Source organism: Achromobacter sp. NPDC008082, from assembly GCF_042957345.1.
GTDB classification, from domain to species: Bacteria; Pseudomonadota; Gammaproteobacteria; order Burkholderiales; family Burkholderiaceae_B; genus Achromobacter; species Achromobacter kerstersii_A.
Window position 1 is genome coordinate 164,870 of the sequence record NZ_JBIBIB010000005.1, and the last position, 14,981, is coordinate 179,850.

At 64.0% G+C, this 14,981-nt stretch carries 18 protein-coding genes, 1 tRNA gene and 2 pseudogenes; 5 read left to right on the top strand and 16 right to left on the bottom strand.

Annotated elements, in window-relative coordinates; genetic code table 11:
* Positions 1–232: 232 nt before the first annotated feature.
* The 5 genes from ACFZAI_RS20470 (at position 233) to ACFZAI_RS20490 (ending at position 5,168) form a co-directional block, all read left to right on the top strand.
* The gene (locus ACFZAI_RS20470; protein ID WP_391568648.1) at positions 233–2,230 is read left to right on the top strand and encodes a FimV family protein; all 1,998 of its coding nucleotides are present in this window, start codon (positions 233–235) and stop codon (positions 2,228–2,230) included.
* Between the two features lie 3 nt (positions 2,231–2,233).
* Positions 2,234–3,043 (top strand): tRNA pseudouridine(38-40) synthase TruA, encoded by an 810-nt coding sequence (gene truA / locus ACFZAI_RS20475; protein ID WP_391568649.1) that lies wholly within the window; start codon positions 2,234–2,236, stop codon positions 3,041–3,043.
* A gap of 51 nt (positions 3,044–3,094) precedes the next feature.
* Positions 3,095–4,189 carry a TRAP transporter substrate-binding protein gene (locus tag ACFZAI_RS20480; RefSeq protein ID WP_391568650.1) on the top strand — a complete coding sequence of 365 codons (1,095 nt, stop codon included), beginning with the start codon at positions 3,095–3,097 and terminating at the stop codon, positions 4,187–4,189.
* 61 nt (positions 4,190–4,250) lie between these two features.
* Positions 4,251–4,925, top strand: coding sequence for a phosphoribosylanthranilate isomerase (locus ACFZAI_RS20485; RefSeq protein WP_391569175.1), 675 nt, complete (start codon positions 4,251–4,253; stop codon positions 4,923–4,925).
* Between the two features lie 166 nt (positions 4,926–5,091).
* Positions 5,092–5,168, top strand: a tRNA-Val gene (locus tag ACFZAI_RS20490).
* Between the two features lie 175 nt (positions 5,169–5,343).
* Here the strand turns inward: ACFZAI_RS20490 and ACFZAI_RS20495 are convergent.
* The 16 genes and pseudogenes from ACFZAI_RS20495 to ACFZAI_RS20570 form a co-directional block, all read right to left on the bottom strand.
* On the bottom strand, positions 5,344–6,585 hold the full coding sequence (locus tag ACFZAI_RS20495) for a tyrosine-type recombinase/integrase (RefSeq protein ID WP_391568651.1): 1,242 nt from the start codon (positions 6,583–6,585) through the stop codon (positions 5,344–5,346).
* Positions 6,586–6,592: 7 nt separating this feature from the next.
* Positions 6,593–6,853 carry a helix-turn-helix transcriptional regulator gene (locus tag ACFZAI_RS20500; RefSeq protein WP_391568652.1) on the bottom strand — a complete coding sequence of 87 codons (261 nt, stop codon included), beginning with the start codon at positions 6,851–6,853 and terminating at the stop codon, positions 6,593–6,595.
* Positions 6,854–7,354, bottom strand: coding sequence for a hypothetical protein (locus ACFZAI_RS20505; protein WP_391568653.1), 501 nt, complete (start codon positions 7,352–7,354; stop codon positions 6,854–6,856). It abuts the gene before it with no gap.
* Positions 7,351–7,716 (bottom strand): hypothetical protein, encoded by a 366-nt coding sequence (locus ACFZAI_RS20510; protein ID WP_391568654.1) that lies wholly within the window; start codon positions 7,714–7,716, stop codon positions 7,351–7,353. The genes ACFZAI_RS20505 and ACFZAI_RS20510 overlap by 4 nt, the downstream gene beginning before the upstream one ends.
* Positions 7,713–9,497 (bottom strand): AAA family ATPase, encoded by a 1,785-nt coding sequence (locus tag ACFZAI_RS20515; RefSeq protein ID WP_391568655.1) that lies wholly within the window; start codon positions 9,495–9,497, stop codon positions 7,713–7,715. The genes ACFZAI_RS20510 and ACFZAI_RS20515 overlap by 4 nt, the downstream gene beginning before the upstream one ends.
* Before the next feature lie 9 nt (positions 9,498–9,506).
* Positions 9,507–9,677, bottom strand: a pseudogene (locus ACFZAI_RS20520) (DNA translocase FtsK); the annotation flags it as partial.
* 72 nt (positions 9,678–9,749) lie between these two features.
* Positions 9,750–10,655, bottom strand: a pseudogene (locus ACFZAI_RS20525) (recombination-associated protein RdgC); the annotation flags it as partial.
* 10 nt (positions 10,656–10,665) lie between these two features.
* Positions 10,666–11,739: a hypothetical protein gene (locus tag ACFZAI_RS20530; protein ID WP_391568656.1), complete on the bottom strand. Its 1,074-nt coding sequence runs from the start codon at positions 11,737–11,739 to the stop codon at positions 10,666–10,668.
* 2 nt (positions 11,740–11,741) lie between these two features.
* Positions 11,742–11,960 (bottom strand): hypothetical protein, encoded by a 219-nt coding sequence (locus ACFZAI_RS20535; protein ID WP_391568657.1) that lies wholly within the window; start codon positions 11,958–11,960, stop codon positions 11,742–11,744.
* An 8-nt stretch (positions 11,961–11,968) separates the two neighbouring features.
* Positions 11,969–12,775, bottom strand: a complete 807-nt coding sequence (locus tag ACFZAI_RS20540; RefSeq protein ID WP_391568658.1) for a RecB family exonuclease — start codon at positions 12,773–12,775, stop codon at positions 11,969–11,971.
* A gap of 14 nt (positions 12,776–12,789) precedes the next feature.
* Positions 12,790–12,981, bottom strand: a complete 192-nt coding sequence (locus tag ACFZAI_RS20545; RefSeq protein WP_391568659.1) for a hypothetical protein — start codon at positions 12,979–12,981, stop codon at positions 12,790–12,792.
* Positions 12,978–13,262, bottom strand: coding sequence for a hypothetical protein (locus tag ACFZAI_RS20550; protein WP_391568660.1), 285 nt, complete (start codon positions 13,260–13,262; stop codon positions 12,978–12,980). Before ACFZAI_RS20550 ends, ACFZAI_RS20545 begins: the two co-directional genes overlap by 4 nt.
* Positions 13,259–13,615 (bottom strand): hypothetical protein, encoded by a 357-nt coding sequence (locus ACFZAI_RS20555; protein WP_391568661.1) that lies wholly within the window; start codon positions 13,613–13,615, stop codon positions 13,259–13,261. The genes ACFZAI_RS20550 and ACFZAI_RS20555 overlap by 4 nt, the downstream gene beginning before the upstream one ends.
* Positions 13,612–13,821 (bottom strand): hypothetical protein, encoded by a 210-nt coding sequence (locus ACFZAI_RS20560; RefSeq protein WP_391568662.1) that lies wholly within the window; start codon positions 13,819–13,821, stop codon positions 13,612–13,614. Before ACFZAI_RS20560 ends, ACFZAI_RS20555 begins: the two co-directional genes overlap by 4 nt.
* Positions 13,818–14,321, bottom strand: coding sequence for a zinc-finger-containing protein (locus ACFZAI_RS20565; protein ID WP_391568663.1), 504 nt, complete (start codon positions 14,319–14,321; stop codon positions 13,818–13,820). The genes ACFZAI_RS20560 and ACFZAI_RS20565 overlap by 4 nt, the downstream gene beginning before the upstream one ends.
* Before the next feature lie 186 nt (positions 14,322–14,507).
* The gene (locus ACFZAI_RS20570; RefSeq protein WP_391568664.1) at positions 14,508–14,864 is read right to left on the bottom strand and encodes a hypothetical protein; all 357 of its coding nucleotides are present in this window, start codon (positions 14,862–14,864) and stop codon (positions 14,508–14,510) included.
* Between the last annotated feature and the right edge of the window lie 117 nt (positions 14,865–14,981).

The window sequence follows — 14,981 nt, forward strand, 5'->3', positions numbered from 1 at the left end:
GGGCCTGATCGAGTAGCAAGTGAATCAAGGGCACCTTCGGGTGCCCTTGACGTTTGAGCGATAGTGAAAAGGTGTGGCGGATGCGCCCGCGAGTCAATGCCGATGCGCCTTTCAGGTTTGTGAAATGCCCGTCATCCATTACACTTTTCCGGTGAATTGAGGCCTGTTCTCACTGATTTGGTGCGGACGGGCTCTAGCCCGTAATTCGACTACAAGAACGGAATTCCAGCTTATGACCCAGCGTTCGCGCCACGTGAAGCATGCCCGCCGTTTGAAAGCCCTTCAGTGGGCGATCGCCTTGGCGATCGGGTCGAGCATGTGCAGTTCGGCGCTGGCCATGCGCGTGGGGCATTCGCGCGTCGTGTCCGTGCCAGGCGCGCCGTTGCAGGCGGTCGTGGGCTTGCAGGAACTGACGCCGGATGAAGTCGCATCGCTGAAAGTATCGGTGGCGGATGATGCGGCCTGGCAACGCGCTGGCCTGAAGCCGCCGGTGCCGTTGGGCAGCATGGTTGTCCGGGTCGAAGACGGCATGGACGCCACGCGCAAGAATTTGCGCATTCGCGGCACGCAACCGCCCGCAAGCGGCGCGGTGGATCTGCTGCTGGACATCAGCTCCAGTTCGGGGCAACGCCAAGTGCAGGTCAGCATTCTGGTGCCATTGCGCGGAACTGGCGCTGACGTGACGCCCGCCGCCGTTGGCACCCCGCGAGCAGGGGGCACAACGGGCTCGGTCAACGTCAAATCGGGCGACAACCTGTTCGCCATCGCACAGCGCAACGCGGTGCCCAACGCGTCCGTTTATCAAATGTTGGTGGCCTTGTGGCGCGCCAATCCCGAGGCGTTCATCCAGAACAATATGAATCTGGTGCGCGCGGGTCAGAAGCTGAAAATTCCTGATGCAGCAACGGTGCGGGCGATTGACCCGGCCGAAGCACGCCGCATTTTCAATGAACATGCCGAAGCCTTCGCCAAGTATCGCGCCCGTCTTGGCGCGGCCGCGGGTGCAAATCCGTCGGTAGTGAAGGGGCAGGACGCCGCATCCGGCACCGTCGCCCGCCCGGGTGACACGGGTGTCGCCAGTGCCGCGCCGACGCAGGATCGTGTGCGCCTGTCTTCTGGCGAGGCGTCGAACAGCCCGTCCGCGCAAGCCGACGCGCAGGCGGATGCCCGGACGTCGAACGAGCGCGCGATGAAAGACGTCGAAGGCCGCGTCAATCAACTGCAAAGCAATGTGGATGAATTGAATAAAGCCGTTGCGCAGCAGGGAGCGTCGGGTGGTGCGGGGGCGGCGGGTGCTTCGGGTACTGCGGGTGCTTCGGGTGCAGCAGGTACTTCGGGTACGCCGGGTACAGCAGGTACACCGGGTGCAGCGGGTACGCCGGGTGCAGCAGGTACACCGGGTGCAGCAGGTACACCGGGCGCAGCAGGTACGCCGGGTGCAGCAGGTACGCCGGGTGCAGCAGGTACGCCGGGTGCAACAGGTACGCAGGGTGCTTCGGGTGCAACAGGTGCTTCGGGCGCAGCAGGTGCATCGGGCGCAGCAGGTTCTTCGGGCGCAGCAGGTACATCGGGCGCGACAGGTGCTTCGGGTGCAGCAGGCGCACCGGGCGCGGCAGGTGCATCGGGCGCAACAGGCGCTTCGGGCGCAGCAGGTGCTCCGGGCGCAGCAGGTGCCTCGGGCGCAGCAGGGGCCTCAGGCGCAGCGAGTACTCCGGGCGCGGCAGGTGCTTCGGGCGCAACAGGCACTCCGGGCGCAACAGGCACTCCGGGCGCAACAGGCACTCCGGGCGCAGCAGGTGCTCCGGGCGCAGCAGGCACTCCAGGCGCAGCAGGCACTCCCGGCGCAACAGGCACTCCGGGCGCTCCCGGGGCGGCCGGCACGCCCGGCGCAACCGGTACCTCCGGCGCGACCGCCCCGTCGTCTACCGACAAGGCCGTCACGGGCACGCCGCCCTCAAACAGTAAAGATCTCACCTCCGGCATGCCCAGTTGGCTTGCCGACAATTTGCTTGTCATCGTCACCGCCATATTGGCGCTGATTGCCTTCGCCATTGCCTGGCTGCTGCGCCGTGCCGGCGCCCGGCGTGACGACGATGATGAGGAAACGTACGCCTTTAACGAGCCGGCGCTGGACACGGCAGCGCTGAATCGCAAGCTCGATACGATCAATCTCGACCTGGACGAACCGCCCACGGACGAACCGCGCCGAGTCAGCGGGCCTCGAGTTTGAATAATGTCTAGAGTTGCATTGGGGCTGGCGTATGACGGCTCCGCTTGGCAGGGTTGGCAGACGCAGCCGCATCGGCAAACGGTGCAGGACACGCTGGAGTCTGCCTTGGCAAGCTTCTGTGGGGTGAAGGGCGCAGTACCCACGATTTGCGCGGGGCGTACCGACACCGGCGTGCATGGCGCCATGCAAGTGGTTCATCTGGATACGGACTTGGACCGGCGCATGGAATCCTGGGTGCGGGGCGTGAATGCGTTTTTGCCGCCCAGCGTATCCGTGCAGTGGGCGCAGGGGGTGTCAGACGAATTCCATGCCCGATTCTCGGCGCGCGCGCGCACGTATGTGTATCTGTTATGGCGTGGCCGCGTGCGGCCGGCGTTGTGGGCGGGGCGGGCAGGCTGGAGCTTTCAGCCGCTGGATGTCGATGCCATGCGCGCCGCCGCGCAAGCGCTGTTGGGCGAACATGATTTCTCCAGCTTCCGGTCATCGCAATGCCAGGCCAAGCATCCGGTGCGACACATGCATCGTCTGGACATCGAGGAACGCGGCCCGTTCCTGGTGTTCACGCTAAAGGCCAACGCGTTTTTGCACCACATGGTGCGCAACATCATGGGTGCGTTGTTGCAGATCGGCCAGGGCAGGGAAGCCGTGGACTGGATGGCGCAGTTGCTGTCGTGGCGTGACCGCAAGCGCGGCGCGCCCACGTTTTCGCCAGACGGCCTGTACTTGTCCGCGATTGATTACCCCGCCGAGTTTGGCCTGGAAGAGCTTGATGGCGGATCGCTGTTGCTGTCGCCGTTCACACAGACCTATTAGGACGCTGTTGTCATTGAAGGCGCGGCTTCGCGCCTGATGGAGAGGAATGCCATGCAACGCCGCGCGTTTTTGAAGCAAGCCGCACTGGGCGCCGCGGGCAGCGCCGCACTGGCCGCCCCGGTCTACGCGCAGGATGCGCCCACTATCGCGTGGCGGCTGGCATCCAGCTTTCCGAATGAGTCGCCGACCTTGCTGGCAGGGGCCGAGGACGTCGCGCGCTACGTGGCCGAGGTGACTGACGGACGCTTTTCCATCGACATTTTCCCGGCGGGCGATCTCGTGGAATCCGGCCAGGTGCTCGATGCCGTGCAGCATCGCGTTGTCGAATGCGGCCACACGGCATCCACGCGTTACTTCGATATTGATCCCGCGCTGTGTTTTGATGCCGGCGTGCCGTTCGGCCTGAACACGCGCCAGATGAACGCCTGGATGTCGCAAGGCGAAGGCCTGGCGCTGACCCGCGTGCTGTTCGACAAGTACAACATCCTGAACTTCCCCTGCGGGTATACCGGCGCGCAAATGGGCGGCTGGTTCCGGGGCGAAATCAAAAACGTTGATGATTTGCGCGGCCTGAAAATCAAGGCGGGCGGCTTCGCGCGCCATGTGCTGGCGCGCTTGGGCGCGACACCGGTCGACGTGCCGGTCGCGGAAAGCTATGCGGCGTTGGAGCAGGGCACGGTTGACGCCGTTGCGTGGATTGGTCCGTACGACGACGAAAATCTTGCGCTCTATAAAGTGGCGCGGAATTATTACTTTCCCGGCTGGTGGGCGGGCACCTTGCAGCTGTCGCTATACGTCAACCAGGACGCTTACGATGAGCTGCCCAAGCCCTATCAATCGGCGCTGGCCCTGGCGTGCAGAATGGCCTCGGGCAACATGATCGCCAAGTACGACGCGGGCAATCCGGACGCACTGCGCCGGCTGGTATCCCGAGGCGCGCAACTGAAGGCGTTTCCGAAGCCTGTCTTGCAGGCATGCTACGAGGCATCGATGGCGGCCTATAAAGAGATGAGTGCCAAGGACCCGATGTTCAAAAAGCTTTACGACAGCATGACCGCTTTTCGCGACAAGGAAGTGCCGTGGTTCCGCGTGGCTGAAGGCAGTTTCGACAATCTGCTTGCAACGATGGGCCAGCCGGGCGCCTGAACGCGGCCTGCCGGCGCGGCAGATATACTGAATTTTCATGCCGCGATGGGCGGCACAGGTAATGAGTTCCATGCGCACACGCATCAAAATCTGCGGATTGACCCGCGAACAAGACATCGACGCCGCCGTCTCGGCCGGCGTCGATGCGATCGGCTTCGTCTTCTATGCCAAGAGCAGGCGCTGCCTGACGCCCACGCGCGCCGCGCAACTGCGCCGAGCCGTGCCGGCGTTTGTCGATGTTGTCGCCCTGTTTGTGAACCCCGAACCGGCCGATGTGCAGGCAGTGCTGGATCAGGTCGGCCCTGAACTGCTGCAATTCCACGGCGATGAAACGCCTCAGGATTGCGCGCGATACGGCCACCGTTTTCTGCGCGCTTTCCGAGCCGGCGCTCCGGGTCTGGATACCGCCGAAGGTCTAGCCACGCACTGCCGCGCCTACGGGGAAGCGGCGGGGTGGTTGTTCGATAGCTACAGCGCGGGCTACGGCGGCAGCGGCCATGGATTTGACTACGCGTTGCTGGATGACGTCCGCGCTGATCCGGTGTCGCGCCCGCTGATCTTGTCGGGGGGATTGAACGGCGACAACGTCGGCCAAGCCATCGAATTCGTCAGGCCGTGGGGCGTTGATGTGAGTAGTGGCGTCGAAGTCGAGCAAGGAATAAAAAGTTCTGATAGAATCTCGTTCTTCGTTGATGCAGCACATGCCGCAGACACGAAGTTGAAGGGAAAAAAGTAGTGCTTGCAGGTGAAGTTTCTGGCCCCGCGATTCGGTTCAATCCGACCCCATCCCGGCCCGTTTGTTAGTTCAAACGTTGATGCTTCAAACGCAATAAAAACAGCAAAAAATCTTTTAAGACGATTTGCACAGTTTAAAAAAGCACTATATAATTCTTCTTCTTTGCAGGCGGTTAGCTCAGTTGGTTAGAGCGCCACGTTGACATCGTGGAGGTCGTTGGTTCGAACCCAATACCGCCTACCAGAATACTTGCAAGAGGTGCCACGCACCGACATGAAAGCCGCATAAGTCTATGACTTTGCGGCTTTTTTGCATTCTGCGCCACTGTCTGCCACCAATTGCCGCCAAGGGGTGCCAGCAGATTTAAGGGTAGGAATAAGGGTAGGGCTGAATCCGATAAGGGTAGGCCCCCGATTCCTCATTTCCCGGCGTCGGACGCGCAGCTATCAAGATAATCCGACCACCATTGCATTAACTGCCGGCGCTCATCTAGATACTCCGCGTGGTTATACGCGCGCCGGACCATATTGCGTTCCTTGTGCGCGAGTTGTCGTTCGATTACTTCCGCGCGCGCGCCGCTACGCTCGTTCATTATGGTCGACGCCAAACCGCGAAAGCCATGGCCGGTTTGCTCACCTTCAAAGCCCAGTATCTTGAGTGCCTTGTTTATGGTCTCGGAGCTTATGGGCGTGTTTGCCGGATCTCGTAGCCCTGGAAACAGCAGCCGATAGCGCCCCGTGTACTGGCCCAGTTCTGTCAGCAGCGCCAGCACCTGGCGCGAGAGAGGGATGATGTGGTCGGCGCCTGTTTCTTTGGCAATCAACGTACCTTTCATTCGGCCGGCCGGAATCCGCCATAGAGCGTCATCGGTGTGAAACTCGCTCCAAGCCGCCCAGCGCAATTCATTGGTGCGCGGGAAGGTGTGCATCATGATCTGGATGGCGATGCGCGTCTCGGGCCGGCCGTGATATTTCCGTACGCGGGTGATCAGCTTGCCCAAGCCTGCCTCATCGACATGAGGGAAGTGTTTCACTGGAGCTCGCGGATTGAGGAAGCGCTTTAGCCCTTGGGTCGGATCAGCCGGCGCGCGGCCAGTACCCACCGCGTATTGAAAGACCATGCTGGTGGCGCTGATGAACCGATCGGCCATATCGGGAGCGCCGCGGGCCTCAATGCGCTTCGCGGCATCTAAGACTAGCTTGCCGGGGATTTCGTCCACCGCGTGGGTGCCGAAGTGGGGATAGGCGTCGTTCTTGAGCGTGTTGGAGATCCGCGCGTGATACCCATCGCTCCACGTCGGACGCCGAAGCTTAAGCAATTCCGCCGCGACCGCCTGGAACTGTCGGTCCACCTCCGCCTTCTGGGCCTCCGCTTCTTCTTGACGCTGGGCGACCGGGTCCTCACCCTGAGCCAGCAACTGATCAACGCGCGCGCGCTCGGCGCGGGCGCGAGCCAACGGCACTGCAGGGTAATCGCCGAACGTGAGCATGCTCTCCTTGCCCGTAGCCGGGTTGCGGTAGCGCATACGCCACTTCTTGGCGCCGGAGCGGAGTAGTTCCAGGAACAGGCCGCCGCCGTCGAACAGCTTGTTGCCGCCGGTGGGATTGAATTTGGCCAGCCTGCACTTGGGGTCGGTCAGCGGTACAACTTGACGTGCCATTTCGTCCTCAACTCGTTTTTTGGGGAACGGCTTTATAGCCGTCGGGGTCGGCCAGCCATGCCAGGATGTCGGCGCCACGGTAAGCGGTGCAGTTCAGCGATTGGGATGCGGGCCGCGGCGCGCGCCCCTGCAAAATCCGCTGACGCCAGGTCTCTCGAGAAAAGGGAATGAGAAACTCAAAGTGCTGCCAGCGATACAGTCCATCCGGATGAATCGGCTTTGCCTGCACCGGCTCGCGGGTAACGTGTGCTTGAGCTTGGCGTGCCATTTATAAGTCCTTGTTTTCGAGTCGAGTATTTCGTTCGATGGCGTGGATGCAATCCATCAGGCCATCCGTAAGTTGATGCATGGAGCCGACCGATAAAGGCGCGCCGGCATTGCTTCCATTGAGCGGATGGCCCACGTCGATGGAAAGGTGTGCTTTGTCGCCAAAGCCGCCGCTGTGCCGTAGATGAAGCTCACCCGCAGTCCCAAACGACGCGGTAAACGGCACAACGATTTCGATCAGATTGCGCACCCGCGGCGAACGCCGCATTGGCATGGCCAGGGTGGGCCAGGAGCTTGAGCCGGCGCCCGGCGTCGCTGGCGCCCGATCCATCGTGGCATGGCTCAACAGGCCGGTCTGGCGTGCATCGGCTTCCAGCCGGTCGATGACGTAAAGGGCAATGCGGAGATCCTCACGCGACACGCGGCAGCTTTCCGGAGTTTCGCCGGGTACGCGCGATTGCGCGGCCTCGCGCAGGCGCGCGATGGTTGTGTAAAAGCTCATGCTGCCAATTCCCTCCAGGTGACGACGTTGCTTGTGGCTGTGGTCAGGTGCGGCTGCGCAGCGGCGGCACGGGTGAGAGCCTCGCGCATGGCGAGGTCGTACTGCATCGGGCGCCGAACGACGGGCCGATAGGGCGGCGGGGTTACGCCGGCGCGGCACTGGTCCAGGAACCGCTCGAGGAAAGCGAGAAGGTCGGCTGGTGCCGACGCGGGCGCCGGCCAGCCGGTGCGGTCGGCAATCATCGCGGCCATTTGCATCACCGTGGTGGATGCCTTTACCGGCGCGCCGACTTTGCGCAGATGCTCGGCTGTTTGCCGGCGCGCGATCTGCATTTCGAGGGTTTGGTGGCGCGGCGGGGTCATGCAGCCTCCTTGAGCTTGGCCTGGCCGGCGTGGCCCTGCTCGATCCAATGAACGGTGAATGCATCGGAAGGCGCTGCCGGCGCGCCCTTGAGCGTGCCCAGTACCAGGACAGTGTCCATGCGACCATCCGCCACCAAGGCGTCCACCAAGCCGAGAGCGTCGCTGCGGCCGGGCAGATCCAGGCAGTCGAAGCGATCCAGGATCAGGCAGCGGAGACCAGAGATTTCGGCCAGGGCGGCGCCGACGAGCGCGTCCACGCGCCAGCGTTCGGACTCGGACAGCAGGCGGTACGGACGGCCGGCGAAGGTGATAACCATGTCGGCGCCGATGGCGGGCACGCGCCAGCCGGCCAGGTCGGCCAGGTCGGCCAGCTTGTCGTTCACTGGCTGCAACGCCTCGGCCAGGATCTCGCCCGCGATACCGTCCGGCGACAGGGCGTCGCCGATGGCGGACCAAGCCAGCACATCCTGGTGGTACCGCGCGGCATTCGCGGTGCGCTCCGTGGCGCTGGTGGCCGCGCGCTTGGCGTTGAGCAGCTGCTGGACGCGTTCGTCGATCGCCTTGCGTTCGGCGCGCAGCTCTGTGACCTTGGCGCGGGCGGCTTCCACGTCGGCGGGCTGGACCGCCTCGGGCGCAGTGCCTTCCTGCATGTGCTCGGCTGCCGCTTCGGCTGCGACGATGTCGCGCCGGTCGTTTTCGACGCTGCGCGCCATCAGGTCGCGGGCTTCGATGGCCTTGGGCAAGGCGGCAGACGCCTCGGCGTCGCCGGTCGCGTCCAGGTTGCCGTACTTTGCCTCGTATGCCCTGAACGCCGTGAGGATACGCACGTCTAACTCGCCGGGCAGTTTGAAACTTATTTCCTCGATGTTGTAGACATCATCCAGGCAGCGGACCAAGTCGTGAATCAGACCCTCGCGCGGCCCGGTCCCCGCTTTCGCTTGCAGCGCGTCGACCTGCGCGATCAGCTTGACGTGCTCAGCCTGGTCAAACTCCAGCTTCTGGCGCAGCGCGGGCAACTGGGCCGCCTTGGCCTGCCGTGACGCCAGCTGGTCGCGGGCAGCCGCATAGGCAGCGGCCTTTTGCTCCAGGCCGCCCAAGGACTGCGCGGTCGCGTCGATGCGGCTGTCCAGGTCGGTCAAGTCGGCTCGTGCCTTGTCCAGCGCCGCCTGGTCGAACGGCGGGATGTCCGCCTCCCAGCCCTCGGCCTTCTGGCTGCCCCACTGTTCGCCTGTGGCGGTCTTCCAGGCGCCCTTGGCCTCAGTAGCCTGCCCCTTGGCGAAATCCGCGCCGCCGGCAAAGCCGGTGCGGAGGATGGGCTTGATCTGGGTGACGAGCGGGGCGGCGCAGCCGCGCGCCAACAGGCGGCGCTCTATTTCGTCGGCCTTGACGTTGGTCCCGGTGAGCGCGAACAGCAGGCTGCGGCGCTCGTCCGGCTTGGCCGCGGCGAAGCGCTCCGGCGCCAGCACATAGGGCAGGGCGGGCGATTGCGGCACCAGCGCTTCGCCGGACTGCGTTCCTTTGGGCAGGCTGATGCCGACAGCGCCTTCGTCCAGATCGACGGTCACAGCGCCAAGCTTTGCGCCATCACTGACCAGGGCGCCGTATTCCTTCTTCAGCCCCACGCGCTCGGGCGTGCCCAGCAACGCCAGGCGCACGGCCTCGGCAATGCTGGATTTACCGGCGCCGTTCGGGCCAGCGATCAGGGTGGCCGGCGTACGCAGATCCAGGTCCACGGCGCGCGCGCCCTGGAAGTTCTCGGTGGTGATTCGGTTGATTCGCATGGTTGCTCCTTAAGCGCGCAGCTCACGGCTGCCGGTGGGCGCCATGGCGGACACGACCCCGGCCGTTTCCATGGATTCAAGGAGACGGGCGGCGCGGTTGTAGCCAATGCGCAAATGGCGTTGAACAAGGGAGACGGAGGCGCGGCGGTGCTTGCGCACGATCATGACGGCGTCCATGTAGAGCGGGTCGACGGCGTCGTCGGCATCGTCCTCGTCTCCTTCGAGGGAGAGTTGGCCAGACGCTGCTGTCGCGGCAGACTCATGGAACTGTTTTTCGCCGCCAAGGGCATCGACCAGCTCGGCGAGCAGCTTTACGATCTCGCCGGCCATCAGGAGAAACTCCGCATCGAAGACCTCGGCATCCGTGTCTTGGGCGGGGTGGTTCTCTTTCAGCAAATCCAGCGGGCGGATTTTGCGGATATCCAGTTCCTCGGTCAGCTCGAAGGAGATCCGATCCGACCAGGTCATGGCCAGGCGCGTGCATTGCTTGCCGGACTGAATGTGGCGCCGCACGTCGTCGGCGTCGATGGAGTGCTTCACGTAGCGGATGGCCGCGCCGCTTTCACCAGATGAACGCAGTTCGGCGTCCTGGTCGATGCTGAAACTGGCCGGCGGCTCGTCGGCGGCCAGCCAGCCGGTCATGGCGGACGCCGGAGATTGAGTCACGTACAGGTTTTCGATCGGGAACGGGTCGACGCACTTGGCCAACAGCCCGATGACGATGTCGGCCTTCGCGGGCGTGCTGGTGTCGATGATCAGCCAGCGTTCGATAGTGTCAATCCACAGGCGAATATCGTCGTACTGCGTCAAGGCTGTGGGCAGTTTCTCGTCGATGATCGCTTCGCGGATTTCCTTCAATTGCTTCTTGCCGGGCTTGTAGCCCTGCTGCTGTTCAATTTGCAGCGCACGCGCGGTGGTCGCCTGGGCGATCGCCTTGCCCGGCAGCAACTTGGCCTCAACGCGCAGCGTCAGCAGCAGCTTGCCGCTCACCGCGTGGGCCAGCTCGGCGCTCTCGCGTGGCGGTACCCACCCGATAGACTGGCGCTGCAATTCGCCGGCGGGCACATACGCATGCGCCTCCAGTGCTTCATTCAGTTCATCAAGGTTCCAGAAAGGCGCGGCGGACGTGATGCGGTAGATTTTTGCGTTCTTGAACATGGCGGCTCCCTTATTCCGGCGCGGCCACGCGGCGGCGTGGAGTGCGCTGCTGGGCGCTGGTCAGGGACAGGCGCAGCTGCTGATAGATCTGCGTCAGGCGCTGGCGCTCGGCTTCGTCAGAGACGTCTTGGATGAAGTCTGCTGCGACGTCCAGGACCTCTATATCCTTCGCGGCGCGCAGCCGCTCTTCGACCTTGGCCGGGTCAACCTCCGGAACGTCGTCGTCCTTGGGGCTGTCTGCCGGCGCGTCGGTTTGGGCGCCGGCGTGGTGCGTGGGGTCCGATGCAGCAGGAGCTGCAGTTGCCCCGCCGTGCGCCGGGCTGGCGGCGTCGGCATGCGCCTTCGCGGGGGAGGCGTCCAATACTTCACCAGTTTCCGGATTCACGTCGGCGACGTTGGTCGTTTGACGGCGGCTCGTGGTAGGGGCTTTGGGTTGGGTGCCGCGCAATTCATCCACGTTGACGCTGATCGAGCCGTCGGGCTCCGTGCGTGCTTCCAGCGTATCGACCAGCTCTTCTTGGGAGGCCAGGCCCATACTGATCTCCGGCGCATACGCGCGTTGCCAGAAGGCGGCAGCCCGATAGATGAACATCTGATCAGGCATCGTGAGCCACTTGCTCCCGCTCTTCTTGTTCCAGCCCTCGGCCTTGACCATCTTCCAGTCGATCCACGTGCCGTAGAGCTTCTCGCCGGTTGACTTCTCGATCGTCCAGGCACGGCAGCCGTAGTCGTCGGCGTCGGGCTTCCCACGCCATTCGTAGCGCAGAGTCTCGAAGCGGCCGCACGTGTTCACGCTGGCAATGAGGAACTTGCTAGACCAGCCAGGGTTGCCATGGACGATGTACAGGTTCTGCATGACCATCAGCTCGTCAGCCCGCAGGCGCCGCGCCAGGTTCAGCGCGATCATGGAATTGGCGACGTTGTTTTGGTACTGCTGGGGCACCAGCGTGGACGAGGAAAATGCCTTCGCAACGCGTTGCAGCAATTCGAAGCCAGCCAAGTCGAAGAATCCCGCTACTACCGGCGGCATACTGCTCTCAGCGGGCGCGCGAAGCGCCTGGATGTTTGCAGTTTGGGTCGTCATGATCAGCGTCCTTTGGTCTGTTGAGCGCGGTAATCCGCGGCGGTGGCAATGGAAATGGCCTGGCGTTCGGCCGGCTTGGCCTCGGTGTCGTACTGCTTGATCTGGCTGGCCATAAACTCGGCCGGGTCCCAGGCAAGGTGCTGAGTGATGACGGGCGGGCGTTTGCCGTTGGGGTCGGTACGTCGGACGAACACGTCGCGGCTGACGGGGTGCAAGGACATGCGGGCTCCTACTGATGGAAAAGGCAGGTGGACCAGCGCGCGCAATACTTCTCGCTGCAAAGGACGCTGGAGGGGTTCGGGGGGAATAGGCCAGTGCGAAACATGGCGGCGGCGTGCTGGAGCAAGCCCGGGCGGTCGTCTTCGCCGACCATGACGCGGCGGGCGTCAAAGATCGGGCTGACTGCGGTCTCAGCCGTTGCGCCGGTGGAAAGGGCGATGATCTGGGCGCCGACGGTGCGGACGTTCTTCGTGTGCTCGTACATCAGCTGATACGTGCCGGTCTGCGCGGCATGGCCGCGGGTGACCGCCTTGCCATCGGCGATGATCCGCGCGCCAGTCTTGACGTCGGGAATTACGATCCCGCCTTCGGCTTCGGCCACGCGGGCGCGGTCCATCGTGCCGGTCAGGCGCACGGTCAGGCCGTTGCCGCAATCAATGGCCAGCGGCTCTAGCTGCGTCTCCACGTCGATGTAGTGGAAGCGCGGCGCTACGTCGGCGCAGTAGCGCACCAGCAGCGTCAGCGCTATGCGTTCAGCGTCGCGCATAGACAGCTTGTCCGCCGCACGGTCGACCTCAAAGGCGGGGTTATGCAGTTCGTCCACCAGCACACCGGCGGCATCGTCCGGCGAACATTCCGTGCCATCCAGGCGAGCGCGGTCATATGCAGCGGTACCGGCGTGGACGGCAGTGCCCAGCAGCGCACGCATGCCTGAGGGCTTCTTCATGCCCAGGATGTGCGTGGCTTCCCAAGCGTGGGCGCAGTCGAACAGGCGGCCCCAGCTGGAGGCGCGAACGGTGAAAGTCTTGGGTTCCATGTGCACGACTCCCATCAGCGCGCGGCGTGATGTTGTGCCGGGGTCGTGTGGATCACTCCGGCGTCCAAAGTCGGCCCAAGCGCGCCCGTCAGGGCCGCAAGAAAAGCCACACCACCGACAACGGCCGCGAGGTAGCTGACGGCATCGAGATCAGTGCCGGCGCGCCGCGCGCGCCTCCAGATAGCGAGCAAGCGGCGGGCGCTCATGCTTCCCTCGCGTAGTCGGTGTCCGGCACGATCACGACGTCGCCATGGATCGGGCGAGCTTCGCCACGAGATGACGCGTAAAGATGCGACGCCGTGGCATTGATGCGCAGGCCTTTGGCGGCGGCCGATTGGTCAACGAGCATGGCGTGTTGCCGATGCCCAAGGCTGACGATTTCAAGGTCGTCGGCGCCGAGCATCTGGCGAACGTCGATCAGCGCGTGCGGGCCGTGCAATTCGGTATCCGTGCCGTCGGCGCGGACCAGTTTGCGGGTGGGCTTCATGCGCGGGTCTCCTGCTCGGCGTCAAGCGCGGCCTGGGCGAGCCGGGCCAGTTCGGTGTCACGGTCCGAATGACCCGTGGCGCCACCGGCAACCTGCGCCAGTGCGGTGCGCAACCGGGCATTGGCGAGGCGCAATTGGTGATTCTTCGCCTGCAGCACCGCTTCACTGACCATCTTGGGTTGGTCATGCTCGGATACGACGAAGGGGCGGCCCAGTAGAGCGGCCTCGGCGCGGCTGGCTATCCAGCGCAGGCGACGGGTCTGCGTTGAGCTGGCGCGGGCGGTGCGCATGATGTGATCCAGCGCGTCGTGCAGGATCAGCTCGCTTGCGGGAAGAAGGGTTGGGGAGTTCATCGTGGGTGGTTCTCCAGGGTGGGCGAGGCGGCGCGGATCTGCCGGCTGGGCATGCAGGTGAAATCGGTACGGGTGCCAAACGGGAAAACCGCCAGCACGTCGAGGCATTCGGCTTGGGTTGTGAACCGCTCAATGACCATGACCGGCGGGCGGTCGTGAGTGGCGGGCAGTAAGGCCAGGAGGACCCAGAGCGTGGTGGCAGTCATACGCGGCGGTTCCCGAGTTCGAGGCGGCACACTTCGCCCGCGCGGTGGGCCTGGGCTTCGGTGAATATGGCGAAGTGGCAGATCGACTTGGCGATGCCCAGCGCCTGCGCTAACCAGGCGTAAGCCGCGCTGCGGTCGTAGCCGAACCGCGCCGCGGTCAGCCGTTGAAAGGAGGCCTTCGCGTCCTTGCGCGCCGCGACGGTCGCGCGATCGGCCATGATGCCCAGCGGCAGATCCGTGTCCGGATGCAGCCCCACGTAGGCTTGGCATTGCGTGCAGCGATACACGAAGGGCCAGTCGCCGAAGGAGTGGCCGTTGTAGATTTCGCTGTTGTTGGTCAGCTTCACCGGCCCACCGCAGCAGTGGCAGGCCTCCGGCGGCTCGATGCGATCGCGCACGCGCGCCAGGGAGCGGCGCGAGACATGGGGGAGTGGAGCGGGCGGCTGCAGCTTGGTCTTGCTCCGGCTGCGCGGGTCCACGCCGAGGACGGTAATGGTCATGCTTGTGCCCTCCAGGGGTCGGTGCGACGGCGATAAGCTGCGAACGCGTCGATGGCGCGGGCCATGGCGTAGACAACCAGGATCAGGAAGAGGGCGCCGATCATTTGCGGCGGCTCTGGCGGCGGGCGATGAGGTCGCGGACTTCGGCGCAGAAGACCAGCACGCCGACGATGAGGAAGCCGAGCATCAGGCGACCTCCCCGGTGTCCCGCGGTGATCGCTCAATCAGCATGCGCGCGCGCTTCAGCAGCTCGTCCTGCAGGGCCTTCACTCCAGGTGCGCCGGCGCGCTGGTCGAACTGCCACTTGCTTAAAGCCGAGAGCGCGACGCCGGCGGCAGCCTTAGGAGCCAGGTCGCACTGCAGCGTTTCGTTCCACCAGTCCAGGCCCTCGCCGAAGGCGGCGGCGGTGCGACCGGCGAAGAGGTCGAAGAGGACGCTCAAGATGTCGGCGTCGTTCATCTGCGAGGGGCCTACGGACGCTTCGCGGGGGAAGTGACCGTGCGCCGCGGTGCGGGTTGCATCGTCAAGAACATGCGGGGTCATGACTTGGCCTTTTGTTGTGTGTTGCCTTACATACATTGTTAGGCAAATCACAACTAAATGTCAAGCTATACACAACACAAAATATAGGGGTTTACCCTAGTATTTTTGTGAAGTGAG

Coding starts and splice junctions, on each gene's coding strand:
- ACFZAI_RS20470 (WP_391568648.1), top strand. CDS start 233: ATGACCCAGCGTTCGCGCCACGTGAAGCATGCCCGCCGTTTGAAAGCC.
- truA (WP_391568649.1), top strand. CDS start 2,234: ATGTCTAGAGTTGCATTGGGGCTGGCGTATGACGGCTCCGCTTGGCAG.
- ACFZAI_RS20480 (WP_391568650.1), top strand. CDS start 3,095: ATGCAACGCCGCGCGTTTTTGAAGCAAGCCGCACTGGGCGCCGCGGGC.
- ACFZAI_RS20485 (WP_391569175.1), top strand. CDS start 4,251: ATGAGTTCCATGCGCACACGCATCAAAATCTGCGGATTGACCCGCGAA.
- ACFZAI_RS20495 (WP_391568651.1), bottom strand. CDS start 6,585: ATGGCACGTCAAGTTGTACCGCTGACCGACCCCAAGTGCAGGCTGGCC.
- ACFZAI_RS20500 (WP_391568652.1), bottom strand. CDS start 6,853: ATGGCACGCCAAGCTCAAGCACACGTTACCCGCGAGCCGGTGCAGGCA.
- ACFZAI_RS20505 (WP_391568653.1), bottom strand. CDS start 7,354: ATGAGCTTTTACACAACCATCGCGCGCCTGCGCGAGGCCGCGCAATCG.
- ACFZAI_RS20510 (WP_391568654.1), bottom strand. CDS start 7,716: ATGACCCCGCCGCGCCACCAAACCCTCGAAATGCAGATCGCGCGCCGG.
- ACFZAI_RS20515 (WP_391568655.1), bottom strand. CDS start 9,497: ATGCGAATCAACCGAATCACCACCGAGAACTTCCAGGGCGCGCGCGCC.
- ACFZAI_RS20530 (WP_391568656.1), bottom strand. CDS start 11,739: ATGACGACCCAAACTGCAAACATCCAGGCGCTTCGCGCGCCCGCTGAG.
- ACFZAI_RS20535 (WP_391568657.1), bottom strand. CDS start 11,960: ATGTCCTTGCACCCCGTCAGCCGCGACGTGTTCGTCCGACGTACCGAC.
- ACFZAI_RS20540 (WP_391568658.1), bottom strand. CDS start 12,775: ATGGAACCCAAGACTTTCACCGTTCGCGCCTCCAGCTGGGGCCGCCTG.
- ACFZAI_RS20545 (WP_391568659.1), bottom strand. CDS start 12,981: ATGAGCGCCCGCCGCTTGCTCGCTATCTGGAGGCGCGCGCGGCGCGCC.
- ACFZAI_RS20550 (WP_391568660.1), bottom strand. CDS start 13,262: ATGAAGCCCACCCGCAAACTGGTCCGCGCCGACGGCACGGATACCGAA.
- ACFZAI_RS20555 (WP_391568661.1), bottom strand. CDS start 13,615: ATGAACTCCCCAACCCTTCTTCCCGCAAGCGAGCTGATCCTGCACGAC.
- ACFZAI_RS20560 (WP_391568662.1), bottom strand. CDS start 13,821: ATGACTGCCACCACGCTCTGGGTCCTCCTGGCCTTACTGCCCGCCACT.
- ACFZAI_RS20565 (WP_391568663.1), bottom strand. CDS start 14,321: ATGACCATTACCGTCCTCGGCGTGGACCCGCGCAGCCGGAGCAAGACC.
- ACFZAI_RS20570 (WP_391568664.1), bottom strand. CDS start 14,864: ATGACCCCGCATGTTCTTGACGATGCAACCCGCACCGCGGCGCACGGT.